General features: G+C 72.9%; 18 protein-coding genes and 1 riboswitch. Of the genes, 3 read left to right on the top strand and 15 right to left on the bottom strand.

What is annotated here, in order from left to right:
* Positions 1-391: 391 nt before the first annotated feature.
* Positions 392-2,503, bottom strand: coding sequence for a putative cobaltochelatase (locus tag QI554_RS11110; protein ID WP_281468745.1), 2,112 nt, complete (start codon positions 2,501-2,503; stop codon positions 392-394).
* A 126-nt stretch (positions 2,504-2,629) separates the two neighbouring features.
* A riboswitch (cobalamin riboswitch) is annotated at positions 2,630-2,748 on the bottom strand.
* 95 nt (positions 2,749-2,843) lie between these two features.
* Here QI554_RS11110 and QI554_RS11105 point away from each other — a divergent pair.
* The gene (locus QI554_RS11105; RefSeq protein WP_281468646.1) at positions 2,844-3,812 is read left to right on the top strand and encodes an alpha/beta hydrolase; all 969 of its coding nucleotides are present in this window, start codon (positions 2,844-2,846) and stop codon (positions 3,810-3,812) included.
* Positions 3,813-3,920: 108 nt separating this feature from the next.
* The gene (locus QI554_RS11100; RefSeq protein WP_281468643.1) at positions 3,921-4,802 is read left to right on the top strand and encodes a class I SAM-dependent methyltransferase; all 882 of its coding nucleotides are present in this window, start codon (positions 3,921-3,923) and stop codon (positions 4,800-4,802) included.
* Here QI554_RS11100 and QI554_RS11095 read toward each other — a convergent pair.
* The 7 genes from QI554_RS11095 to QI554_RS11065 all read right to left on the bottom strand — a co-directional run bounded on the left by QI554_RS11095 (position 4,786) and on the right by QI554_RS11065 (position 12,431).
* Complete coding sequence (locus QI554_RS11095; protein WP_281468641.1) at positions 4,786-5,595, bottom strand: MetQ/NlpA family ABC transporter substrate-binding protein; 810 nt, start codon at positions 5,593-5,595, stop codon at positions 4,786-4,788. The genes QI554_RS11100 and QI554_RS11095 overlap by 17 nt on opposite strands.
* Positions 5,596-5,625: 30 nt before the next feature.
* On the bottom strand, positions 5,626-6,321 hold the full coding sequence (locus QI554_RS11090) for a methionine ABC transporter permease (protein WP_281468640.1): 696 nt from the start codon (positions 6,319-6,321) through the stop codon (positions 5,626-5,628).
* A gap of 1 nt (position 6,322) precedes the next feature.
* Complete coding sequence (locus QI554_RS11085) at positions 6,323-7,396, bottom strand: methionine ABC transporter ATP-binding protein (RefSeq protein WP_281468639.1); 1,074 nt, start codon at positions 7,394-7,396, stop codon at positions 6,323-6,325.
* Positions 7,397-7,815: 419 nt separating this feature from the next.
* Positions 7,816-8,292 (bottom strand): GNAT family N-acetyltransferase, encoded by a 477-nt coding sequence (locus tag QI554_RS11080; protein ID WP_281468637.1) that lies wholly within the window; start codon positions 8,290-8,292, stop codon positions 7,816-7,818.
* Between the two features lie 212 nt (positions 8,293-8,504).
* Positions 8,505-9,362, bottom strand: coding sequence for an SDR family NAD(P)-dependent oxidoreductase (locus QI554_RS11075; RefSeq protein ID WP_281468635.1), 858 nt, complete (start codon positions 9,360-9,362; stop codon positions 8,505-8,507).
* Positions 9,363-9,369: 7 nt separating this feature from the next.
* Positions 9,370-11,196 carry a WS/DGAT/MGAT family O-acyltransferase gene (locus QI554_RS11070; protein ID WP_281468633.1) on the bottom strand — a complete coding sequence of 609 codons (1,827 nt, stop codon included), beginning with the start codon at positions 11,194-11,196 and terminating at the stop codon, positions 9,370-9,372.
* The gene (locus tag QI554_RS11065) at positions 11,193-12,431 is read right to left on the bottom strand and encodes an alpha/beta hydrolase family protein (protein ID WP_281468631.1); all 1,239 of its coding nucleotides are present in this window, start codon (positions 12,429-12,431) and stop codon (positions 11,193-11,195) included. The genes QI554_RS11070 and QI554_RS11065 overlap by 4 nt, the downstream gene beginning before the upstream one ends.
* Positions 12,432-12,766: 335 nt before the next feature.
* On the opposite strand from QI554_RS11065, the gene QI554_RS11060 reads away from it, so the two are divergent.
* Positions 12,767-15,292, top strand: a complete 2,526-nt coding sequence (locus tag QI554_RS11060) for an ABC transporter substrate-binding protein (RefSeq protein WP_281468629.1) — start codon at positions 12,767-12,769, stop codon at positions 15,290-15,292.
* Positions 15,293-15,351: 59 nt separating this feature from the next.
* On the opposite strand, the gene argH is transcribed toward QI554_RS11060, so the two are convergent.
* From argH to QI554_RS11025, 7 genes are all read right to left on the bottom strand, one after another.
* Complete coding sequence (gene argH, locus QI554_RS11055) at positions 15,352-16,773, bottom strand: argininosuccinate lyase (RefSeq protein ID WP_281468627.1); 1,422 nt, start codon at positions 16,771-16,773, stop codon at positions 15,352-15,354.
* A gap of 74 nt (positions 16,774-16,847) precedes the next feature.
* Complete coding sequence (locus tag QI554_RS11050) at positions 16,848-17,414, bottom strand: arginine repressor (RefSeq protein ID WP_281468625.1); 567 nt, start codon at positions 17,412-17,414, stop codon at positions 16,848-16,850.
* Positions 17,415-17,484: 70 nt separating this feature from the next.
* Entirely contained in the window at positions 17,485-18,723 is a 1,239-nt protein-coding gene (locus QI554_RS11045; RefSeq protein ID WP_281468624.1) for an acetylornithine transaminase, read from the bottom strand.
* Complete coding sequence (gene argB, locus QI554_RS11040; RefSeq protein WP_281468743.1) at positions 18,720-19,625, bottom strand: acetylglutamate kinase; 906 nt, start codon at positions 19,623-19,625, stop codon at positions 18,720-18,722. The genes QI554_RS11045 and argB overlap by 4 nt, the downstream gene beginning before the upstream one ends.
* 62 nt (positions 19,626-19,687) lie before the next feature.
* Positions 19,688-20,839 (bottom strand): bifunctional glutamate N-acetyltransferase/amino-acid acetyltransferase ArgJ, encoded by a 1,152-nt coding sequence (gene argJ, locus QI554_RS11035; RefSeq protein WP_281468622.1) that lies wholly within the window; start codon positions 20,837-20,839, stop codon positions 19,688-19,690.
* A gap of 73 nt (positions 20,840-20,912) precedes the next feature.
* On the bottom strand, positions 20,913-21,941 hold the full coding sequence (gene argC / locus QI554_RS11030; protein ID WP_281468620.1) for an N-acetyl-gamma-glutamyl-phosphate reductase: 1,029 nt from the start codon (positions 21,939-21,941) through the stop codon (positions 20,913-20,915).
* A gap of 213 nt (positions 21,942-22,154) precedes the next feature.
* The gene (locus QI554_RS11025) at positions 22,155-24,374 is read right to left on the bottom strand and encodes an NADP-dependent isocitrate dehydrogenase (protein ID WP_281468618.1); all 2,220 of its coding nucleotides are present in this window, start codon (positions 24,372-24,374) and stop codon (positions 22,155-22,157) included.
* Positions 24,375-24,422: the final 48 nt, after the last annotated feature.

Genomic DNA, 24,422 nt, shown 5'->3' with positions numbered 1-24,422 from the left:
CGAACACCGCGGCGAGCCCGCGTCGGCGGGGCCGGAAGGCCGCGGTCGGGAAGCCCCGCAGGGCCGCTCCGGCAGGACCTGGCAGACGCGGCGAAGCGCAGCCACCGGGCAGGGCCGTCCGCCGCACGGGCAGGCGACGACGCACCAACGCGGTTCCCCGCCACCCGCCGCGACGGACTGATCGACGACGCGCCGCCACGCTGTGCACGAACCGGGGGGCGCAGCGTGGCCGCCTGCTCGCCGGGGCGTCTTCGGCCGGTGCTCGCAAGCGGCACGCCTGTCCGGCGTGTTCGGTCGGTGGCGCCGTCCCGTCAGGCGTGGGCCGGTCGTCGCGGTCGGCGGGTCGGGTCAGGGCGGCCTCGTCGTGGCTCGGCATCGCGTCGGGTGGCCGTCAGCTGGCGGCGCGGAGGTCGCGGACCAGGCCGGCGAGGCCGTCGGCGGCGAGGTCGTTGAGGCCGAGGACCGGGCCTTGCAGGTCCGCGGCGAGGCGGGCGGCGAGGCCGAGGCGGACCGGGCCGCTTTCGCAGTCGACGACGACCGAGGCGGTGCCGGACGCGGCGAGGAGGCCCGCGGCGCGGCGGGCTTCGCCGAGGGGGTCGCGGCCGTGGGTGGCGCGGCCGTCGGTGACGACGATCAGGAGCGGGCGGCGGCGCGGGTCGCGGAGCTTTTCGACGCGCAGGGCCTCGTACGCGCGCAGCAGACCCGCGGCGAGCGGTGTGCGTCCGCCGGTCGGCAGGGCCTCGAGCCGGGCGGCGCCGGCCTCGACGGAGGACGTGGGCGGCAGCGCGAGTTCGGCGCCGGCGCCGCGGAAGGTGACGAGGCCGACCTTGTCGCGGCGCTGGTACGCGTCGAGGAGGAGTGACAGCACCGCGCCCTTGACCGTGCGCATGCGGGCGCGCGCGGCCATCGACCCCGAGGCGTCGACGACGAAGAGCACGAGGTTGCCTTCGCGGCCCTCGCGGACCGCTTCGCGGACGTCGTCGCGGCGCAGGACAAGCCCGGGGCCGGTGCGGCCGCGGGCCACCTGGTGGGGGGCGGCGGCGCGGACGGTGCCGACGAGGTGGAGGCGTCCGGCGGCGCCGCGGCCGGCGCGGCGTTCGCCGGTGGTGCGCCCGGTGCCGGTCTCGGCGCGCGAGCGGCGGCCCGCCGCGCCCTGGCCGAGGCCGGGCACCGCAAGGAGCCGGGTGCGGAACGGTTCGGCGGCCGCGACGGCGGCCTGGTCGGGCGCGACGGGTGCGGCGGTCTCGCGGGGCGGTGTGTCGCGGGGTGGTGTGTCGCGGGGCGCGGCCTCAGGTGGCGCGGTCGAGGCGGCCGGGGCCTGCGGCGGTTGGGTGCGTCCCTGGTCGGCGCCCGGGTCGGCCCGCCCCGGCGGTGTCCCGTCCGGGCGTTCGCCGTCGGGGCGTTCGTCGTCCGGGCCGCCCCCGTCGGGCCCGTCCGGCCCGCCGTCCGGGTCGTCGTCGGGTTCGGGTTCCGGCTCGGGCTCGGGGTCCTCGTCCCGCAGGGCCTCGTCGAGCAGGTCCTCGTCGAGGCCCGGCGCGTCGAACGGGTTGCGGCGGCGGCGGTGCGGGAGGGCGAGCAGCGCGGCCTGCCGGACGTCCGCGGCCTCGACCTCCACCCGGCCGTGCCAGGCGGCGAGGGCGATGGCGGTGCGCGCGGTGACCAGGTCGGCGCGCAGGCCGTCGACCTCGAAGGCGGCGCACACGCGGGCGATGCGGTCGAGTTCGCGGTCGGGCAGCGCGACGTCGGGCAGCAGCGCGCGGGCGGCGCCGATGCGGGCGGCGAGCGCCGCGTCGTCGTCGGCCCAGCGGCGCGCGAAGCCGTCGGGGTCGGCCTCGTAGGCGAGCCTGCGGCGCACGACCTCGGCGCGTTCGCGCGGGACGCGGCTGGCGGCGACCTCGACGGTCAGCCCGAACCGGTCGAGCAACTGCGGGCGCAGTTCGCCCTCTTCCGGGTTCATGGTGCCGACGAGGAGGAACCGTGCGGCGTGCCGGACGGACACGCCTTCGCGTTCGACGTGCGCGGTGCCCATGGCGGCGGCGTCGAGGAGCAGGTCGACGAGGTGGTCGTGGAGCAGGTTCACCTCGTCGACGTACAGCAGTCCGCGGTGCGCGGCGGCGAGCAGGCCGGGCTCGTACGCCTTGACGCCTTCCGCGAGGGCGCGCTCGAGGTCGAGCGATCCGACGAGGCGGTCCTCGGTGGCGCCGACGGGGAGTTCGACGAGCCGGGCGCGGCGGTCCTCGCCGGGCGCGGACGCGTCGTGGGGGCCGTCGGGGCAGGCGGGGTCGGGCGCGGCGGGGTCGCACGCGAAGCGGCAGCCGGACACGACGGACGCGTCGGGCAGCAGCGCGGCGAGCGCGCGGACCATGGTGGACTTGGCGGTGCCCTTCTCGCCGCGCACGAGCACGCCGCCGACGCCGGGTGAGACGGCGTTGAGGAGGAGGGCGAGGCGCAGGTCGGCGAGGCCGACGATCGCGGAGAACGGGTAGCCGGCGCTCATCGGCATGCGCCCGTCGGGCCTGCGGAGCACGAACAACGGCTCGGTATGCGCGGCGACATCGGCTGTCGGCCTCCCTCGGGTGTCCACGCCCTGGTCGGTGGCGGCCCCGCGGCGCGGGTCCGGACAGCCGGAAGTGTCTGGCTCCCGGAAGGCTTGTGCCCCGTGGTCGCGCGCGTCGAACGGGTCGCGCGGGCGGGGCGTCGCCTTCCGGTCACAGTGGCGGGACCGCTCCGGTGTCGCACCGGATTCCTGCCGTGCTGTCGGGCGACAGCCTCTCATATCGCCCCGCGCCACTCCGGCCCGGTGCTGCCGGGCGCGGCGCGGCCGCGATGGCAGACTGCCCGGCATGGACGAGTTGTCGTGGAAACCGGACGTGCTGGGCGACGCCTTCGAGGCCGCGGAGCTGCCGCTGCGGGACGACACGGAGGGCGCCGCGGTCGCGACGCTCGTACGCAGGCGCGCGTCGGCCCCCACGAAGCGCGCGGTGCTGTACGTGCACGGTTTCAACGACTACTTCTTCCAGACGCACCTCGCGGACTTCTACGTCGGCCTCGGATTCGACTTCTACGCGCTGGACTTGCGCTCGTACGGCCGGTCGATCCGCCCGCACCGGCGGACCAACTTCGTCGACGACCTGGGCCGGTACGCGGAGGAACTCGACCTGGCGGCCCAGCTGGTGCGCGAGGTCGACGGCCACGACACGCTGCTGGTGAACGGCCATTCGACGGGAGGCCTGATCACCGCGCTGTGGGCGCACCACCGGGCGGGCCGCGGCGTCGTCGACGGGCTGTTCCTCAACAGCCCGTTCCTGGACCTGAACGCGCCGCTGGTGACACGCACGGTCGGCGTGCGGGCGGTGCACGCGGCGCGGCACTACGTGGCGCGGCGGCCCATCCCCGGCGGCCTGGGCGGCGGTTACGGCGAGAGCCTGCACCGCGACCACCACGGCGAGTGGGTGTTCGACCCGGAGTGGAAGGCGATCACGGGCATCCCGGCGTACGCGGGCTGGGTGGCCGCCGTGCACCGCGGGCACCGTGCGGTGGCGCGCGGACTGGCCGTGGACTGCCCGGTGTTGGCGATGTCGTCGACGGCGAGCGTGGACGCCCGCGAGTGGAACGAGGGCCTGCACAGCGGCGACGCGGTGCTGGACGCGGAGCGGATCGCGATGCTCGCGCCGCGTCTGGGGCGGCATGTGACGGTGGTGCGGATCGAGGGCGGCATGCACGACCTGGTGCTGTCCTCGCCGCCGGTGCGCGCGCAGGTGTTCGACGAACTGGCGCGCTGGATCGGGGCGTACGTGCCGGACCCGGTGTAGCGCGCGCGGAGCCGGCTCGTCACCGGTTCGGGTTAACGCCCGGGGACGGCCGCACGAAATCCGTTCCACCTGCGCCGATGCGGCCGTTCGGGCTGATAGCGTCGGCGCGTGGGGGCTCACGAGGTCGCAAGGACCGGCTACACGCGCGCTGTCGACGTCTATGAACGGGCGCGGCCTTCCTATCCGTTGCCCGCACTGGCGGAGCTGAGCGACGCGCTGGGCCTGGAGGCGGGCCGCACGGTCGTCGATCTCGGCGCCGGCACGGGCCTGTTCACCAGGCTGCTGGCGTTGACCGGCGCCCGGGTGGTCGCGGTCGAGCCGGTCGCCGCGATGCGCGGGCGGCTCGCGGAGCTGCTGCCGTCGGTGGAGGTCGCGGACGGAACGGCCGAACGCACCGGGCTGCCCGAGGGTTCGGCGGACGCGGTGGTCGCCGCGCAGGCCTGGCACTGGTTCGACGGCGACGCGGCGTTGGGCGAGGTCGAGCACGTGCTGGCGCCGGGCGGCGGTCTGGGCCTGGTGTGGAACACGTACGACGACGACGTCCCGTGGGTGCGCGACTACCAGGACATCTATATGCGGCGCGCGCCGGCCGGGCTGCCGTCGCACCGCGAGGGGACGTGGCGCGCGACGCTCACCGCCCGGCCCGGCTGGGGCGGCCTGCAGGAGCGGCACTTCGCGAACCCGCACCGCATGTCGCGGGAGGGCGTGATCGACCGCATGCTGTCCAGCAGCCACATCGCGTGCCTGGACGCGGCCGAGCAGGCGCGGGTGCGCCGCGAGGTCGAGGACGTCCTGGACGGGCATCCGGAGACCCGCGGCCGCGACCACGTCGAACTCCCGTACGTGACCGACGTGTACTGGACGGTGCGCACCGGCGCGGGGGGCGGGACCCAGGCCCCCCCGCCGGGGGCCCACGGGGGCAGCGGGGCGGGCCCGCAAACGGAACGCGCCGGATCCACCTTCCGGGTTCGGATCAGAACGCCGGGATGACGCTGCCCTGGTACTTGTCCTCGATGAACTTCTTCACCTCGGGCGAGTTCAGCAGCTTCTTCAGCTTCAGCACGTTCTCGTCGTTCTCGTGGCCCTTCTTCACGACGAGGATGTTCGCGTACGGGTTGCCCTCGGCCTTCTCCGCGACCAGCGCGTCCTTGACCGTCAGCTTGGCCTGCAGCGCGTAGTTGCCGTTGATGACCGCGGCGTCGACGTCGTCGAGGGTGCGCGGCAGCAGCTCGGCGTCCTGCGCCTTGAACTTGAGGTGCTTGGGGTTGTCGGTGACGTCGCTCTCCTTGGCGAGCACGCCCACGCCGTCCTTGAGCTTGATGACGCCGTTGTCGGCGAGCAGCTTGAGCGCGCGGCCCGCGTTGGTGCCGTCGTTCGGGATGGCGACGGTGGCGCCGTCCTTGATGTCGGCGAGCGCCTTCACCTTGTGCGAGTAGACGCCGAGCGGCTCGAGGTGGACGCGGGTGACGCCGACCAGGTCCTTGCCCTTCTCCTGGTTGTACTTGTCCAGGTAGGGCTGATGCTGGAAGAAGTTGGCGGTGATGCTGCCGTCGTCCAGCGCCGGGTTCTGCAGCGAGTAGTCGTCGAAGACCTTGACGTCGAGCTTGAGGCCTTCCTTCGACGCCAGGTTCTTGTTGATGTAGTCGAGGATCTCGGCGTGCGGCACCGCGGAGGCGCCCACCTTCAGCGTGTCGGACTTCTTGTCGTCACCGGAGTCGCTGCTGCACGCCGCGAGCCCGAGGGCGAGGGTGCCGACCGCTGCGAGAGAAATGATCTTGCGCACGAAGAGTGCCTTCCTTCTTGGGTGGGGTTCTCAGCGGTGGTTCAGCCGGCGGGACACGAAGCCCCCGGTGAACTGGACCGCCTGCACGATGACGATCAGGAGGACGACGGTCACCGTCATCGTCCGGTCATCGAAGTTCTTGTAGCCGTAGCGGATGGCCAGGTCGCCCAGGCCGCCCGCGCCGATCACGCCGGCCATCGCCGAGTAGCCGATGACGGCGATCGTGGTGGTGGTGAGGCCGGCCACCAGCGACGGCAGGGCCTCGCGGACCAGCACCTTGCGCACGACGGTCGGCACCGACGCGCCCATCGCCTGCGCCGCCTCGACCAGGCCGCGGTCGACCTCGCGCACCGAGGTCTCCACCAGGCGCGCGAAGAACGGGATCGCGGCCACGGTCAGCGGGACGACCATCGCGTCGGTGCCGATCGCGGTCGCCTGGCCGAACAGGCCCATCACCCAGCGGGTGAACGGGATGAGCGCGACCAGGAGGATGAGGAACGGGAACGAGCGGCCGACGTTCACGACGAGGCCGAGCACCCGGTTGAGCGCGGTGACCGGTGAGGCGGCGCCGAAGCGGGCGTTCAGCAGGCCGCCCTTGTCGGTGAGCACGAGCAGGACGCCGATCGGCAGGCCGACCGCGACGGTGAACAGCATCGTCCAGCCGACCATAGAGAAGGTCTCCTGGGTGGCCGTCCAGAGCAGCGGGCGCAGTTCGTCCCAGGGCATGTCAGGCGTCCTTTCCGGCGGTGGCCGAGACGGCGGAGGCGGAATCGGAGTCCGAGGCGGTCGGCCCGGGGAACGGGCGCGCTGCCGTGTCCTGTCCGAGGACGTCGACCTGCAGCCCCTGTTCGCGCAGGTAGCCGATCGGCACGACGTTCTGCTCGAACGTGCCGTCGAGCGCGATGCGCATGCGGCCGACCTGGCGTCCGGCGACGGTCTCGACGGCCGCGCCGAGGATGTTGACGTCGACGTTGTACGTGCGGGCGAGCGTCGACACGAACGGCTGGGCGGTCTCGGCGCCGCGGAAGGTGATGTCCACGACCGTGCCGCCGGTGCCGTCGGCGGACAGGCCGAGCGGGAACATGTCGCGGGCGAGCCGCGAGTCGGGCCGGGTGAGCAGGTCGGTCAGGCTGCCGGACTCGACGACGCGGCCGGCCTCCATGAGTGCGGCCGAGTCGCAGACCGTCTTGACGACGTCCATCTCGTGGGTGATCAGCAGGATGGTGAGGCCGAGCGAGGAGCGCAGGTCGCGGAGCAGGTCGAGGATCGACCGGGTGGTCTCGGGGTCGAGCGCGGAGGTGGCCTCGTCGCACAGCAGCACGCGGGGGTCGTTGGCGAGCGCGCGGGCGATGCCGACGCGCTGCTTCTGGCCCCCGGACAGCTGCGCCGGATACGCCTTGGCGTGCGCGGACAGGCCGACCAGGTCGAGCAGCTCGCCGACCTTGCGGGTGCGCTCGGCGCGGCCGACGCCGGCGATCTCGAGCGGCACCGCGACGTTGCCCGCGACGTCGCGGCTGCTCAGCAGGTTGAAGTGCTGGAAGATCATGCCGATCCGGCGCCGCTCGGCGCGCAGTCGCCCGGCGGACAGCGCGGTGAGCTCGCGGCCGGCGACCTCGACGGTTCCGGAGGTCGGGCGTTCGAGCAGGTTGACGGTCCGGATGAGCGTGCTCTTGCCGGCCCCGCTGCGGCCCAGCACGCCGAAGATCTCGCCCTCGGCCACGTGCAGGTCGACGTGGTCGAGCGCGGTCACCTCGCGGTCGCGGGACCGGAAGACCTTGGTCAGGGCAGTGGTACGGATCACCGTGGAGTCCAGGTTGCTCGGGGACCGCGGCCCCCGCGGACAGGCGCAGGCGCAGGCGGGAGCCCGACGGAAAGCCGTCAGGGCGCGGTACGGGCGGAATTCGTCAGTGCGTGCGAACGGGCCCGGGGCGCCGACAGGAGGGCGCTCACCCGGTGCTGAAGATCAGTGCTTCAGCAGCCGCGCATTCGACACATTCGACACATACAGCGACAGGCCGGGGCGATAGCCTCGGTCGCGCGGATCTGTGCCGTGATGAACATGCGGACGATTAAATCAGACCATCGGGGATGTTGGGAAATCACCCGCACCCGGTTCGAGCGCGAAAAGCCCCGGCAGCCATGACTTCACAGGCCACCGGGGCTTTCCCGAGATGTTTCCAAGGTGTGAACGCGTGAGGGTTCGCGCCCACCCGGAGTGGTTCAGGCCGCGAGCGCGGCGGACTTCGTCAGGTACACCAGGCTCAGGCGCGGGCCGATCCGCTCGACGCGGGACTCGGCGTAGCCCAGGCGCGCGTACAGGCGCAGGTTGTCCTCGCTGCGGTGGCCGGTGAACAGCTCGTACGACGTGGCGCCCGGGAGCTTGGCCTCGACCGCGTGCAGCAGCCGGGTGCCCAGGCCGTGGCCCTGCAGGCGCGGGTGCACGACCAGCCGGCCGATGCGGGCCACGCCGTCCTCGACGACACCGCGCACCGAGCCGACGACCTCGTCGCCGAGGCGCGCGACCAGCACGACGTGCGTCGCGAACTCGGCGGTCAGGCTCTCCAGGCTCTGGGTCAGCGGCGCGAGGCCGTAGTCGTTGTACAGGGCGGCCTCGCCCTGGTAGCAGAGGTACTGCAGCTTGAGGATCTGCTCGGCGTCGGATACGTCCGCCGCGCCGATCCTGACGTTCTGCCCCATCCGGTGCTCCCCATGATGTCCGGGCATGTGTCGTCGGGGGGCGCCGGATCTCGGCGCTCCCCCGACGGCACAGAGCCCTGTTCGCCCTGATTTGCCGTGTGTGAAGCGAGTCCACGGGGGGCGCAACCTGCCCGCCGCCCTGTGTTCGGTCACTGTTCCACACGACGTTTCGTCTTCTTCTACCCGGGTCAAGGCATCCGGCACACCCGCATTTACGGCATTCCGATGAGCCGCCGCACCGCGCGGTCGCGGAACTCCACCGCGGCCGCGAAGTTCTCGACCAGCCGCGAGAACAGCAGCGACACCTGGGCGTCCCGGCCCACCACGTAACGGCCGCGCGGACTCGGTTCGGTGGCCGCGAGCGCGATCACCCGGGCCACCTCGTCGACATCGCTCCAGAACGGCTGCACGAGGGTGAACCCCAGGTCCAGACGGCGGAACGCGGTCGCGTACTTCGAACCCCGGTAGCGGTGCGCGACATCGGCCATGTCCTCGCTGATGCCGCTGCGGAAGCCGCCGGGCGCGACCACCACGACGGACACGCCGGATCCGGCCACTTCCAGGCGCATCGCGTCCGACAGCGCCTCCATCGCGTGCTTGCCGGCCTGGTACCAGCCCATGAGCGGGTAGGTCACCTTGCCGGCCACCGACGAGACCTGGACGACCCGGCCCCACCCGCGCTCCTGCATGAGCGGGAGCGCGAGCCGGGCCAGCCGGGTGGGGGCGAAGACCGCCGTCTCCAGGTGGTGCCGGGCCTCCTCCTCCATGACGTCGGCCACCGGCGCGTAGCAGGTGCTGCCGGCGTTGTTGACCAGGATGTCGGGGCGGACGTCCGCGACCACGTCCTTGCATCCGGCCGCGTCGGTCACGTCGAGGACCCGGGTCTCGACCTCGACCCCGGCCTCCTCTGCGGCGGCCCGGACCTTGGCGGCCTTCTCCTCCGAGCGGACGGTGCCCACCGCGCGGACGCCGTGCCGGGCCAGTTCCAGGACGGTCGCCAGCCCCAGGCCCGAATTGGCGCCGGTGACCAGGGCGGTGGCGTCCTGCGGTACGAGTTGTGCGTCGCTCACCGCGGCCTCACACCCCGGTCGCGGGCGCGGACGGACGGCTCGGCTCCGCGTGCTGCGCGTCGGACCGGTTCGCGGCCGTGGCCTGCGCCGGAATCTGCGCTGCGCCGGCCTGCGGGGCGGGGGCACCGCTCCGCTCGACGGCCGCGGCGCGCGATCCGGAGGGCTTGCGGGCCGCCGGCTTGCGCGCACCGGTGGCCGCGGTGCGGGCGGTCGTCTTGGCGCGCGTTCCGGCGGTGCGGGTGCCGCCGGTACGCGCGGCGGTGCGCCGGGTGCCGGACGCGGGCGTCGTAGCGGTCGCCTTCGGGCTCGTCGGAGCCTTGGGGGCGTCGGCGGTGCCGGGCTCGGTGTTGTCGGTCTCGGTGTCGACGGTCTCGGGCTTCGCGTCGAGGACCTCGGGCTCGGCGTCGACGGTCTCGGGCGCGGGACGCTCGGTCACCGGGCCGAACTCGTGCGCCGCCTTCAGCAGCACGTTGAGCTGCTCGACGATGCTGTCGGCGAGCGCGAACGGGTCGGGCAGCATCGCACGGTCGGCGAGCACCCCGATGTCGATCTGGTCGTCGTAGCTCATGCCTCCGACGAAGAGGCCGAATCCGTCTGCGACTATGCCCATCGAGTGGAACGCCTCCACCTTCTGCCCCTGCGAGTACAGCGTCGCCCGGGGCCCTGGAACGTTGGATATGACCGCGTTGCAGATGGGGGGCAGCAGCGTCGCGACCTTCGCGGAGCGGAAGAGGTCGCCGCCGAGGCTCAGCACGGCCGGGGGTGGGGTGTCGGCCAGGTTGGTCAGCAGGTCGTTGCCGAGCGCGCCCTGCACGGCCTTGGAGGCGAGCGCGTTCTCGTGGATGCACAGCAGGCGTTCGGCCGGGTCGTCGACGTCGGTCGACAGGCCGACGAGCATGCCGGTGATGAGGTTGCCGCTCGACCGCGTGTCGCCCTTGGTCGCGTCGACCGGCACGGTCCCCACCAGCTGCTTCTCGGGTGTCTCGCCGAAGGCGGCGAGCTGGTCGCGCATCGCCCCCGCGACGATCGCGAGGACGACGTCGTTGACCTTGACGCCGAACGCGTTCTTGACCGCCTTCACGTCGGACAGCGACACGGTGCAGAAGCCGTACGAGCGTTCCTTGCCGACCGTCCCGTTGAACCGGGTGCGCGGCATGTTCAACGGCATCGCCTGGCCGAGCCGCCCGGTCATCGCGGCGGACACCACGCCCTGCGCGGTCGAGCCGAGCTGCCCGACGAGGCGCACCGGCGTTCCCGCCACGGACTTCGCCATCTCGGCGACCCGGGCGAAGCCCTCGGGCAGCGGGTCCTCCTCGTCCGGCATCGGCAGCGGGACGAGGTCGCGCGCGGCGGCGCCGTCCGGGTCCGCATCGAAGAAGACCTCCTGCATGGACGCCCCGGCCCGGCCGTCGATGCACGCGTGGTGCACCTTCCACAGGTGGGCGATGCGGTTGTTCTCCAGCCCGTCGACCACCCACCACTCCCACATCGGCCGGTCGCGGTCCAGCCGGTGCCGGTAGATCTGCGCGGCCAGCTCGGCGAGTTCACGGCGCCCGCCGGGGGCCGGAACGGTGGCGCGGTACACGTGGTTGCGGAAGTCGAAGTCGGGGTCCGGCACCCAGTGCGGGCGGGACAGCCCCCACGGGCTCTGGACCAGCTTGCGGCTGAGCAGCGGCAGCCGCGGCAGCCGCTCCGCGAGGGTCTTCTTGAAGGACTCGTGGTCGATCCGGCCGTCCGTCGACGACGCGTCGACGACGGTGAGGCACACGACGTGCATCGGCCAGGTCTCCGACTCCAGTGCCAGGAAGGCCGAGTCCAGACCGGAGAGCTTCACCAGGTGTTCCTCCTCCCGATGCCCGACGACGTCAGGGCATCCTCGATGAAGCGGCGGGTCTGCCGGTTCCACATCGCCCCGATGTGCGAGCCGCGGTACCAGCAGACGGACGGTTCCTCCCAGTGCTTCCAGAGCCGGTACGCCTGCTGCGGCGTGGCCATGCGGTCGGCCAGGCCGGCGTAGACGAACCGGCGCTCCAGCGGCACCCGCGGTGTGACGGCGAGCGGTGAGACGACGCGGTGCACGGTCTCGGCCTCGTCGCCGAGCAGCCCCGCGGCCTGCACCTCCCGCCGGATGTCGTCCGGCACGTGGTGGGACATGACCCACGCCATGTCCACCGACGGCACGCCGACGATCACGCAGTCCAGGTCCTCGAGCCCCGCGAGCAGCGCGGCGACGTACGCGCCGAGCGAGAGCCCGTGGACGGCGACCTTGGTCGCGCCCTGGCTCCGCGCCCAGTCGATCGCGCGGCGCACGTCCCACACGGCCTGTCCGAGGCCGTGCACGTTGCCGAGGTAGTCGAACGAGATGAACGGCGCGTCCTGCGTGCGCGACGCCTTGCGCGGCCCGTGCATCGGCAGGACCACGTGCAGGACGTTCACACCGAAGTCGCGGTGTGTCTTCTGGGATCGGAACGCGGCCAGGTCGCCCGGTCTGCCCATGCCGAAGCCGTGCAGGTTGACGACCCACGGCCGGGGCTTGCCGGGGTGCCGGAGGACGTACGCCCAGACGCGCTGGTTCGCGCCGGCCGACTGCCACCGCGAGGCACCGGGGATGCCGGGCCAGGGGGTGTAGCCGCTGTCGAAGGAGAGCTGCTCGTAGCTGATGGTGCCGTACAGCTTCCCCCGGATGACCGGGTCGGTCAGCGGCGGTGGTTCGGGGTGGAACAGGTGCGGGGAGTCCAGGTAGGTCTCCGCGCGGAACTTACCGAGCGCCTCGGCGACCTCGTCGCGGATCCGGAGCGCCTCCTCCGGGCCCGGCGACAGGCGGCTGGTGGACATGAACGCGACGACGAGCTCGTCGAGGAACGCCGCCGAGACGAGCCCCGGTGTGGGGAACACCGTGGGCATGTCGGGGTAGTTGCGCCGTTCCGCGCGCAACGACCGTACGTAGGACCGCACTCCGAACCCGACCGACCGCGGCACACTGCGCAGCACCGCGCCGACCGGGATGTCGGACAACATCGACGCGGACTTCTCGCCCTCGGAACGTATCCGGCGCAAGCGGTCGAGCATTGCGGGATCCCCTCCCCAGCGGAATGGCGGCGCGGCCCTGGTCGGAGCGGGGCTCGAGGCGCGGACGATCACACACGGTGGTGCGGCGGCGACCCTGCGCCGATCCGGCACGCCCGACAGTAGTACGGAATCAACGGAGCGAACACAGTCACTCGCGAGTAGTAACGGCGAATTCACATATAGGGCCGGAACCTTTACTTCCGCTCATGACCGACCAGTTATCCGGTACAACAACGAAACGGAAGCGCAACGTGCGAGGTCACCGGCGGGAAACCGAACGACCGGTGACACGATGACACTTCGCGAACATCCGCACCCGGGGGAAGGGAAAACGCGTGCAGCCGCTGCACTCCGAGGATCCGTCACAACTGGCCGATTACCGGCTGCTCGGCCGCCTCGGGGCGGGCGGCATGGGGCGCGTGTACCTGGCGCGTTCGACCGGCGGACGGGCCGTGGCGCTCAAGGTGGTGCGGCCCGAACTCGCCGACAGCGCCGACTTCCGCGCCCGCTTCCGGCGCGAAGTCGCCGCGGCCCGACGGGTGTCCGGCGCGCACGTGGTGCCCGTGACGGACGCCAACCCGGACGGCCCGACGCCGTGGCTGGCCACCGCCTACGTCCCCGGCCCCTCGCTCGCGGACGCCGTGGCCGGGCACGGCCCGCTGCCGGAACCGGCGGTGCGGGTGCTGGCCGCCGGACTCGCCGCGGCCCTCGCCGAGGTGCACGGCTCCGGGCTGGTGCACCGCGACCTGAAGCCGTCCAACGTCCTGCTGGCCCTCGACGGCCCGCGGCTGATCGACTTCGGCATCGCCCGCGCCGCCGACGAGACCGCGCTCACCGGCACCGGCCTCACGATCGGCTCCCCCGGCTACATGTCCCCCGAACAGGCCGACGGCCGCGACATCACGGCCGCGTCCGACGTGTTCTCCCTCGGCGCCGTCCTGGTCTTCGCCGCCACCGGCCAGGGCCCGTTCGGCACCGGCTCGACGCCCGCGCTGCTCTACCGCGTCGTCCACACCGCGCCCGACCTGACCGCGGTCCCGAGCTCCCTACTTCCGCTCGTCACCGCCTGCCTGCGCAAGAACCCACACGAACGCCCCGCCCCCGCCGAGCTGATGGCGTTCGCCGAGGGCCCGAGCGGAGCGACGGCCCACGGCGGCTGGCTCCCCCCGCCCATCACCTACGCCATCGCCGAACGCAGCTCGGCTCTCCTCGACCTCGACACCACCCCACCCGACGACACCGGCCTGACACCACCCCCGACGCCAGTCGCGGAACACCCCTCCCCGCAGCCCGACACCGCCGCCGTCTCCCCGCCGCTCCCAGGCGAGGCGGTCCCGGGCGCCGTCTCCCCGCGCGAGCCCGTGCAGGACCACCGATCCGCGCCGCCCCCGCAGTTGCCGACGTCCACGGCCGCCACCCCCGAGACCGGACCCGCCGCGTCCGCTCCGCCGATCCCGCCGCCGCCGGACTCCGTCCCGCCCACGCCGCCCGCCGAGGACGTGCAGGGCACAGAGACGCTGTGGCGCGGGCCGGTGCCTCCTCCCCCGCCCGTCCCGCCCACCCCCGCGCCGCCGTCGCCCGCCCCCGACGTGCGGGAGCGGCCGGGCCTGACGCGTCGACGGCTGCTCATCGGCGGTACCGCCGCAGGCCTCGCCGCGGCGGGCGGGGTCACGGCCTGGCTCACCACGCGCTCGGGCGGCGGTAAGAACCCGGCCAAGGCCAGTGGGTCGGGCGGTCCCGTCCCCGCCGGTGCGGCCGGTGGTACTCCGACCGGCCCGAAACCGCTGTTCAAGCTGGCCTTCCAGGGTCCGCTCACCGGCTCCAACGCCGACATGGGCACCGCTGCCCGCAACGGTGCCAAGCTCGCCGTCGCGCAGGCCGGCCGCGACACCGGGCTGCCGTTCCAGCTGGAGCTCGTCGAGGGCGACGACGCGGGAGACTCCACGAAGGCGGACGCCATCGTGCGGCAGTTCACGTCCGATTCCGCCATCGTCGCGCTGGTCGGCCCGCTGTTCAGTGCCACGGTCAAAACCGCCGCGAACGCACTGAGCGCGGGCAGACTGCCGATGGTCACGCCCGGCGCGACGAACACGGCCCTGGCGGCGGACAACCGCCCGTGGTTCCAGCGCGGGCTGCCCAGCAACACCGCGCAGGGCGAGGACCTCGGGGCCTACCTGCTCGCGAAGGTGAAGCCCGCGTCCGTCGTGGTCTGCACCGAGGGCTTCGAGTACGCGGATTCCGTGCTCACCGGGCTGAACAAGGTGCTCAGCCGCGGCGGCGTGCGCATCGTGGACGAGATCGGTGTCGTCCACGGCAAGGCCGACTATTCCGCCGAGGTGGCGAAGGTCCTCGCGTCCGGCGCGCCGGCGATGGTGTACCTGGGCCTCGCCGACCAGGGCGGCCCGTTCGCGAAGCAGCTCAAGGCCGCCGGGTATACCGGCCGGTGCTTCAGCCCCAACGGCCTCGCCGACCCGCAGTTCGTCACGCTCGCGGGTGGGGCCGCGGAAGGCTGGCAGATCATCGACTCGTCGGTCGACGCCGCGGCGGAGCCCGCCCTGGCCGGGTTCGCCGCCGACTACAAGGCCGCGTTCGGCTCCCCGCCGCCGCCGTACGCGGCCGAGGCGTACGACGCGGTCGGCCTCATCGTCGACACGATGAAGCGCCTCGGCAACGCCCGGAACCCGGTCAGCCGCGAAAACCTGTTCACCGGCCTGCGCGCCGCGAAGTACCACGGCGCCGTCCGCGACTACGCCTTCGATCCCGCCACCGGCGAGTACCAGGGCAAGGGCACGTTCCTCTACGAGGTGCGCAACGGCGCCATCGCTTACCTCGGCAGCACCGCCAAGGTCATCTCCGGCTGACGGCGTCGGTCACCGGCACCCGCGCGCACCGCACGCGGGTGCCGGCCGACCGTCGGACGTCAGTCGCGCGCGGCCCAGGCCCGCTGGGTCTTGAGGTTCCCGCGCAGGTCCTCGAGCTGCTCGGCGACACGCGACGGCGCCGTGCCGCCGCGGCCGTCGCGGGAGCGGATCGAGCCGAGCACCGTGAGCACGCCCTTGACCTCGGGCGTCAGCGTCGGGGAGATCTCCGCGAGCTGCTCGTCGGTCAGGTCCCACAGCTCCATGCCGCGCGGCTCGCAGTACTTGACGCACGCGCCCGCGACCTCGTGCGCGACGCGGAACGGCGTGCCCTGCTTGACCAGCCACTCGGCGATGTCGGTGGCCAGCGAGAAGCCCGCCGGAGCCAGCTCCTCGAGGCGCTCGCGGTGGAAGCGCAGCGTCGCCACCATGCCGGTGAAGGCCGGCAGCAGCACCTCGAGGGTGTCGATGCTGTCGAACACCGGCTCCTTGTCCTCCTGCAGGTCGCGGTTGTACGCGAGCGGGAGGGCCTTGAGGGTCGCCATCAGGCCGGTCAGGTTGCCGATCAGCCGACCGGACTTGCCGCGCGCGAGCTCGGCGATGTCCGGGTTCTTCTTCTGGGGCATGATCGACGAGCCGGTCGAGAACGCGTCGTGCAGGGTCACGAAGGAGAACTCCTTCGTGTTCCAGATGATGATCTCCTCGGCGAGCCGGGAGAGGTTGACGCCCAGCATCGCCGTGACGAACGCGAACTCGGCGGCGAAGTCCCGGCTCGCGGTGCCGTCGATCGAGTTCCCCGCGGACGCGGAGAAGCCCAGGTCGCGGGCCACCGACTCGGGGTCGAGGCCGAGCGACGAGCCGGCCAGCGCGCCCGAGCCGTACGCGGACTCGTCGGCCCGGCGGTCCCAGTCGCGCAGCCGGTCCGCGTCGCGCGCGAACGCCTGGACGTGCGCGAGCAGGTGGTGCGCGAGCAGCACCGGCTGCGCGTGCTGCAGGTGGGTGCGGCCCGGCATCGCCACGTCCATGTTGGCGGCGGCCTGCTCGACCAGCGCCTCCTGGAGGTCGGCGAGCAGCGCGCCGATGGTGCGCGCGTGGTCCCGCAGGTACATCCGGCCGAGGGTGGCGATCTGGTCGTTGCGCGAGCGGCCGGCGCGCAGCTTGCCGCCGAGCTCGGGGCCGAGGCGCTCGAGCAGGCCGCGCTCCAGCGCGGTGTGCACGTCCTCGTCCTCGATGGTGCCGACCAGGACGCCGGCCGCGACGTCGGCCTCGAGGAGGTCCAGCCCCTCGAGCATGCGGGCCAGTTCGTCGTCGCTCAGCAGCCCGGCCTTGTGCAGCACGCGGGCGTGCGCGCGCGAGCCCGCGATGTCGTACGGCGCGAGCCGCCAGTCGAAGTGGACCGACGCGGACAGCTTGGCCAGCGCCTCGCTCGGGCCGTCGGAGAACCGGCCGCCCCACAGCCGCGTGGTCTCCTGCTCGTTCGTCACGTGTTGCCTACTCTCTCTGCTCTGCCTTCGGCCCGTGGTACCGCCGGGACGTGCGGTGCGGACCGGATGTCGTGCTAGTCGTTCGCGGGCTGGCCGCGGCCCTCGGCGAGCGAGATCAGGTGGGCGACCAGTGCGGCGCCGCCCTCCGGGTCCCGGCAGACCAGCAGGATGGTGTCGTCCCCGGCGATGGTGCCGAGGATCTCGCGGGTCTCGGCGTGGTCCATCGCCGAGGCGAGGAACTGCGCGGCCCCGGGCGGGGTGCGCACCACGACGAGGTTGCCCGAGGCCTCCGCGGAGACCATGAGCTCGGTGGCCAGCCGGGCCAGCCGGCCCTCGTTGACCGACTCCTCGAGCGGCACCCGCGGGGTGCGGTCGCCGCCTTCCGCGGGGACGGCGTAGATGAGCGCGCCGTCCCCGTCGCGGATCTTCACCGCGCCGAGCTCGTCGAGGTCGCGCGACAGCGTGGCCTGGGTGACGGCGAGGCCGTCGTCGGAGAGCAGACGGGCGAGTTGGCCCTGGGACCTGACCCGGTTGCGGGTCAGGAGGTCCACGATCCGCCGGTGCCGTGCGGCACGGGTGCTGGGCACCGCGTACACCCCGTCGGGCGACGGGGACGGCATCGTCTCCTGCTCGTTGCTCATGACGACCTCGCCTACTTCCACCGGGGCGGCACGCGTCGTCGGCGTGGCGCGGGCGCCACCGTGCGCCGGGTCACGGGGTGCCTCCCTCCGCCGCGGTGCGTGCCGCGTCCAAGATCCGGGGCAGCGCCGCGATCAGCGCGTCCACATCCGCTTCGTCGACGATCAGCGGCGGCGCGAGCCGGATGACGTCCGGCGCGACCGCGTTGACCAGGAACCCCGCCTCGCGCGCGGCGTCCGCAACCTCGCCCGCCACGGGCGAGGTGAGCACGATACCGAGCAGCAGGCCCGCGCCGCGCACGTGATCCACCAACGGGTGGCCGAGCGCCGTGACCCGCGCGGTGATCGACTCGCCCAGCGCGCGGGTGCGCGCCAGCAGGCCGTCGGCCTCGATGGTGTCGAGCACCGCGAGCCCGACCGCGCAGCACACCGGGTTGCCGCCGAACGTCGAGGCGTGCTGGCCGGGGGCGAGCAGCTCGGCGGCCGCGCCGAACGCGACGCACGCGCCGAGCGGCAGGCCACCGCCGATGCCCTTGGCCAGCGTCATGACGTCGGGCTGGACGCCCTCGAAGTACGGGTCCTGGTGGGCGTACCAGTAGCCGGTGCGGCCCGTGCCGGTCTGCACCTCGTCGAGCATGAGCAGCGCGCCGCGCTCGGCGGTGATCTCGCGGGCCCGCTTGAGGTAGCCGGGCGGCAGCGGCCGGACGCCGAACTCGCCCTGGATCGGCTCCAGGAGGACGGCGGCGGTGTCCTCGGTGACCGCGCGGTCCAGCGCGTCGATGTCGCCGAACGGCACGAAGGTGACGCCGCCGGGCAGCGGCTCGAAGCCCGCGCGCTTGCCGGGCTGGCCGGTGAGCGCGAGCGCGCCCATCGTGCGGCCGTGGAAGGAGCCCTCGACCGCGACGACCCCGGGCCGGCCGGTCATACGGGCGATCTTGAACGCCGCCTCGTTGGCCTCGGCGCCGGAGTTGCAGAAGAACACCCGGCCGTCGCGCCCGGCCAACCCCAGGATCCGCTCGGCGAGTTCGACGGCGCGGGTGGAGATGAACAGGTTGGAGACGTGGCCGACGGTGCCGATCTGCGTGGTCACCGCGTCGATCACGGCGGGGTGCGCGTGGCCGAGCACGTTGACCGCGACGCCGGACAGGAAGTCGACGTACTCGCGGCCGTCCGCGTCGGTGACGTGCGCGCCCTTGCCGGACACGAGGGCGACCTGCGGCTGGCCGAGCGACGGCATCATCGCGCCGGCCCACCGCTGCCGGAAGTCGGCGTTCCCGCCGGTGGCGGCGGTCGTGGCGTCGGTGGCGGTCATGCGTCGTCCCCCTTGGGCCGGGCGGGGACGACCATGGTCCCGACGCCCTCGTCGGTGAAGACCTCGAGCAGCAGCGAGTGCGCGACCCGGCCGTCGAGGACGTGCGCGGCCCTGACGCCGGCCTGGACGGCCCGCAGGCAGGCCTCCATCTTCGGCACCATGCCGCTGGACAGGGTCGGCAGCAGGGCGGCCAGTTCGTCGCCGTCGAGCCGGCTGATGACCTCGTCGCTGTTCGGCCAGTCGGCGTACAGGCCCTCGACGTCGGTCAGCACGACGAGGCGCTCGGCGTGCAGCGCGGCGGCCAGCGCGGCCGCGGCGGTGTCGGCGTTGACGTTGTAGACGTGGCCGTCGGCGCCGCGGGCGACCGAGGACACGATCGGGATGCGGCCGTTGTCGAGCAGCGCGCGGATCGCCCCGGGGTCGACGTCGACGACGTCGCCCACCAGGCCGATGTCGACCAGCTCGCCGTCGACGAGGGCGTGCCGCTTCTCGGCGGTCATGGTGTGCGCGTCCTCGCCGGTCAGGCCGACGGCGAACGGGCCGTGCTCGTTGATGAGCCCGACGATGTCGCGCTGCACCTGGCCGGCCAGCACCATCCGCACGACGTCCATCGCCTCGGGGGTGGTGACGCGCAGGCCGCCCGCGAAGGTCGACTCCAGGCCGAGCCGGTCGAGGTGCGCGCTGATCTGCGGGCCGCCGCCGTGCACGATGACCGGCTTGAGGCCGGCGAAGCGCAGGAACACCACGTCCTGGGCGAAGGCGCGCTTGAGCGCGTCGTCGACCATGGCGTTGCCGCCGAACTTGATGACGACGGTCTTGCCGTAATAGTGCTCGAGCCACGGCAGTGCCTCGATCAGGGTGTGCGCCTTGCCGAGTGCGACGTTGTGCCGTGCGGCCCGAATGGCCTTGCCCACCGTTTTCACCGTTCTCCCCCCGGAGTCGCTGGTGGCGGTGTCATTCGCGGTCATGACGAGTACGCCGAGTTCTCGTGGACGTAGTCCGCGGTCAGGTCGTTGGTCCACACGGTGACGGTCTCATCTCCCGCGTTGAGCCGCGCGGTGATCGCCACTTCGCGGCCCTTCATGTCGACCAGGTCGCGGTCGTCCCCGACGGCCCCGCCCTTGCAGACCCACACGCCGTTGATCGCGACGTCGAGCCGGTCGGCGTCGAACTCCGCCGAGGTGGTGCCGATCGCGGAGAGCACGCGGCCCCAGTTCGGGTCCTCGCCGTGGATGGCGCACTTGAGCAGGTTGTTGCGGGCGATCGACCGGGCGACCTCGAGCGCGTCGGCCTCGCGGGCCGCGCCCTCGACGGTGATCGCGATGTCCTTGCTCGCGCCCTCGGCGTCGGCGATCAGCTGGCGGGCCAGGCTCGCGCACACGGCCTGCACGGCCGCGGCGAACTCCGCCTGGTCGGGGGCGACGCCGGAGGCGCCGGACGCCAGCAGCAGCACGGTGTCGTTGGTCGACATGCAGCCGTCGGAGTCGACGCGGTCGAACGTGGTGTGCGTGGCGGCGCGCAGCGCCTGGTCGAGCGCCTCGGCCGGCACGTCGGCGTCGGTGGTCAGCACCACGAGCATGGTGGCCAGGCCGGGGGCCAGCATGCCGGCGCCCTTGGCCATGCCGCCGACGGTCCAGCCCGCGCCGCCGGCCGTGGCCTGCTTGTGCACGGTGTCGGTGGTCTTGATGGCGATCGCGGCGGCCTCGCCGCCGTCCTCGGACAGCGCGGCGGCCGCGGCGTCGACGCCCGGCAGCAGCTTGTCCATCGGCAGCTGGAGGCCGATCAGGCCGGTCGAGCAGACCGCGACCTCGCCCGCGTTGAGCCCGAGCACCTCGGCGACGCGCTCGGCGGTGGCGTGCGTGTTCTGGAAGCCCTCGGGCCCGGTGCACGCGTTGGCGCCGCCGGAGTTGAGGATCACGGCCTGGAGCTGACCGCCGGTGAGCACCTGGCGCGACCACTGCACCGGAGCCGCCTGCACGCGGTTGGAGGTGAACACGCCGGCGGCGGCCAGCGACGGCCCGTCGTTGACGACCAGCGCGACATCCGCCGCACCGGTGGTCTTGAGGCCGGCCGCGACGCCCCCGGCACGGAAACCCTTGGCAGCCGTAACACTCATGCCGTCACCTCGCTGCGCTCGGCGCCCGCATTCGCGAAACGCATCCCCTTATTGGTTCGCTCGCTGCGCTCGCTCACGGCGCCACCCCCGTCTTGCTCAGTCCCAGCTCCTCGGCCAACCCGAGGGCGATGTTGGTGGATTGGAGGGCGCCGCCCGCGGTGCCCTTGACCAGGTTGTCGATGGCGCCGACGGCGACCAGCCGCCCGGCCCGCTCGTCGACCGTCACCTGGAGCAGCGCGGTGTTGGCGCCGTAGGTCATCTGCGTCGCGGGCCACTGGCCCTCGGGCAGCAGGTGGACGAACTGCTCGTCCGCATACGCCTTCTCGTAGGCCTCGCGCACCTGGGCGGCGGTCACTCCGGGGCGGAGCTTGGCGCTGCAGGTGGCCAGGATGCCGCGGGACATCGGGGCGAGGATCGGCGTGAAGGACACCGTGACCGGGCCGCCCGCGACGGCGCCCAGGCCCTGGGCGATCTCGGGGGTGTGCCGGTGCGTGCCTCCCACGCCGTACGCGCTCGCGGAGCCCATGACCTCGCTGCCGAGCAGGTGGGTCTTGGCGGCCTTGCCGGCGCCCGAGGTGCCGGACGCGGCGACGACCACGACGTCGGGCTCGACCAGGCCGGCGGTGAACGCCGGGACCAGGCTGAGCAGCGAGACGGTCGGGTAGCAGCCGGGGACGGCGATCCGCTTGGTGCCGCGCAGGGCCTCGCGGTGCCCGGGCAGCTCGGGCAGGCCGTAGGGCCAGGTGCCGGCGTGCTCGGAGCCGTAGAAGTGGACCCAGTCCTCGGCGTCGGTCAGCCGGAAGTCGGCGCCGCAGTCGACGACGAGCACGTCCTCGCCGAGCTGCTCGGCTATCGCCGCGGACTGGCCGTGCGGCAGCGCGAGGAACACGACGTCGTGCCCGGCGAGGGCCTCGGCCGTGGTCTCGGCCAGCACGCGGTCGGCGAGCGGCACCAGGTGCGGTTGCAGTTCGCCCAGGCGCTTGCCGGCGTTGGACCCCGCCGTGAGCGCGCCGATCTCGATCTGCGGATGCGCGAGCAGCAGGCGCAGGATTTCCCCGCCCGCATAGCCACTGGCTCCCGCCAGCGCAGCTGTGACCCCCATGGTCGCCTCCCTCCGATGGCATGACTATACGGAGGCCGGAAGTTTTATGCAAACACGTTCGGCCGGCCCCGGTCGTCGGGCCCCGGCGGGCACACCACGGACAAAAGCGGGCGGGCCCGGAGGAATCCTCCGGGCCCGCCCAGGGTGCCAGATCGGCCGGTCTCCGCGGAGCCGGCCCCGGCCCGGCGCGCCGCGACCGGGGCCGCCGCCGGATCAGGCCAGCGAGGCCAGCGCGTTGTTGAAGGTGGCCGACGGGCGCATGACCGCCGCCGCCTTCGCCGGGTCGGGCTGGTAGTAGCCGCCGATGTCGACCGGCGAGCCCTGGACCGCGATCAGCTCGGCGCTGATGGTCTCCTCCTGCTCGGTCAGCGTCTTGGCCAGCGGCCCGAACGCCTCGGCGAGCTGCGCGTCGTCCGTCTGCTTGGCCAGCTCCTGCGCCCAGTACATGGCCAGGTAGAAGTGGCTGCCGCGGTTGTCGATGCCGCCGACGCGGCGCGCGGGCGACTTGTTCTCGTTGAGGAACGTGCCGGTGGCGCGGTCGAGCGTGTCGGCCAGCACCTGCGCGCGGGCGTTGCCGGCCACCTGGGCCAGGTGCTCGAAGCTCGCGGCCAGCGCGAAGAACTCGCCGAGGCTGTCCCAGCGCAGGTAGTTCTCCTTGACCAGCTGCTGCACGTGCTTGGGCGCGGAGCCGCCGGCGCCGGTCTCGAACAGGCCGCCGCCGTTCATGAGCGGCACGACCGACAGCATCTTGGCGCTGGTGCCCAGCTCCAGGATCGGGAACAGGTCGGTCAGGTAGTCGCGGAGCACGTTGCCGGTGACCGAGATGGTGTTCTCGCCCTTGCGGATGCGCTCGACCGACAGCTTGGTGGCCTCGACCGGCGAGAGGACCTCGATGCGCAGGCCCTCGGTGTCGTGCTCCGGCAGGTACTGCTCGACCTTCGCGATCAGGCTGGCGTCGTGCGCGCGGTCGGCGTCGAGCCAGAACACCGCCGGGTCGCCGGTGGCGCGGGCGCGGGTGACGGCCAGCTTGACCCAGTCCTGGATCGGGAGGTCCTTGGTCTGGCACATGCGGAAGATGTCGCCCGGGTTCACGGCCTGCTCGAGCACGACGGCGCCGGACGCGTCGACGACCTTGACGGTGCCCGCGGCGGCGATCTCGAACGTCTTGTCGTGGCTGCCGTACTCCTCGGCCTTCTGCGCCATCAGGCCGACGTTCGGCACCGAGCCCATGGTGGCCGGGTCGTACGCGCCGTGCGCGCGGCAGTCGTCGATGACGGCCTGGTAGACGCCCGCGTAGGAGCTGTCCGGGATGACCGCGAGGGTGTCCGCCTCCTCGCCGTCCGGGCCCCACATGTGGCCGGAGGTGCGGATCATGGCGGGCATCGACGCGTCGACGATGACGTCGCTCGGGACGTGCAGGTTGGTGATGCCGCGGTCCGAGTCGACCATCGCCAGCGCGGGGCCCTCGGCCAGCTCGGCGTCGAAGGACGCCTTGATCTCGGCGCCCTCGGGCAGCGCCTCGAGGCCCTTGAGGATGCCGCCGAGGCCGTCGTTCGGGGTCAGGCCCGCGGCCGCGAGGACCTCGCCGTACTTGGCGAACGTGTTGGGGAAGAACGCGCGCACGACGTGGCCGAAGATGATCGGGTCCGAGACCTTCATCATCGTGGCCTTCAGGTGCACGGAGAACAGCACGCCCTCGGCCTTGGCGCGGGCGACCTGCGCGGTCAGGAACTCGCGCAGCTGGGCGACGCGCAGCACGGAGGCGTCGACGACCTCGCCGGCGAGCACCGGTACCGACTCGCGGAGCACGGTGGTGGCGCCGTCCTCGGCGACCAGCTCGATGCGCAGGGTGCCGGCGTCGGCGACGATCGCGGACTTCTCGGTGGAGCGGAAGTCGTTCGCGCCCATGGTCGCGACGTTCGTCTTCGAGTCGGCGGACCAGGCGCCCATGCGGTGCGGGTGCGTCTTGGCGAAGTTCTTGACGGCCCCGGGGGCGCGGCGGTCGGAGTTGCCCTCACGCAGGACCGGGTTGACCGCGCTGCCCTTGACCTTGTCGTAGCGCGCGCGGACGTCCTTCTCCTCGTCCGTCTGCGGGTCGTCCGGGTACGCCGGCAGCGCGTAGCCCTGCTCCTGCAGCTCGGCGACCGCGGCCTTGAGCTGCGGGATCGACGCGGAGATGTTCGGCAGCTTGATGATGTTGGCGGCCGGCGTGTTCGCCAGCTCGCCGAGCTCCGCGAGGGCGTCGCCGATGCGCTGGCCCTCCTGCAGGTACTCCGGGAAGCTCGCGATGATGCGGCCCGCCAGCGAGATGTCCCGGGTCTCGACGCTGATCCCGGCGGTGGAGGCGTAGGCCTCGATCACCGGCAGGAACGAATACGTCGCGAGGGCCGGGGCCTCGTCGGTGTGCGTGTAGATGATGGTCGAGTCAGTCACCGGGTGCTCCGCTCCACGTCTGCAACATTGCTCGACATCAAGATATCC

The sequence above is a fragment of the Yinghuangia seranimata genome, assembly GCF_029953285.1.
GTDB classification, from domain to species: Bacteria; Actinomycetota; Actinomycetes; order Streptomycetales; family Streptomycetaceae; genus Yinghuangia; species Yinghuangia seranimata.
This window is presented reverse-complemented; position numbering and strand designations above follow the sequence as displayed.

What these genes read in the sequence shown, in the direction of transcription:
- QI554_RS11110 (WP_281468745.1), bottom strand. Translation starts at nt 2,503, where the DNA reads ATGCCGATGAGCGCCGGCTACCCGTTCTCCGCGATCGTCGGCCTCGCC.
- QI554_RS11105 (WP_281468646.1), top strand. Translation starts at nt 2,844, where the DNA reads ATGGACGAGTTGTCGTGGAAACCGGACGTGCTGGGCGACGCCTTCGAG.
- QI554_RS11090 (WP_281468640.1), bottom strand. Translation starts at nt 6,321, where the DNA reads ATGCCCTGGGACGAACTGCGCCCGCTGCTCTGGACGGCCACCCAGGAG.
- QI554_RS11080 (WP_281468637.1), bottom strand. Translation starts at nt 8,292, where the DNA reads ATGGGGCAGAACGTCAGGATCGGCGCGGCGGACGTATCCGACGCCGAG.
- QI554_RS11065 (WP_281468631.1), bottom strand. Translation starts at nt 12,431, where the DNA reads ATGCTCGACCGCTTGCGCCGGATACGTTCCGAGGGCGAGAAGTCCGCG.
- QI554_RS11050 (WP_281468625.1), bottom strand. Translation starts at nt 17,414, where the DNA reads ATGAGCAACGAGCAGGAGACGATGCCGTCCCCGTCGCCCGACGGGGTG.
- QI554_RS11045 (WP_281468624.1), bottom strand. Translation starts at nt 18,723, where the DNA reads ATGACCGCCACCGACGCCACGACCGCCGCCACCGGCGGGAACGCCGAC.
- argJ (WP_281468622.1), bottom strand. Translation starts at nt 20,839, where the DNA reads ATGAGTGTTACGGCTGCCAAGGGTTTCCGTGCCGGGGGCGTCGCGGCC.
- argC (WP_281468620.1), bottom strand. Translation starts at nt 21,941, where the DNA reads ATGGGGGTCACAGCTGCGCTGGCGGGAGCCAGTGGCTATGCGGGCGGG.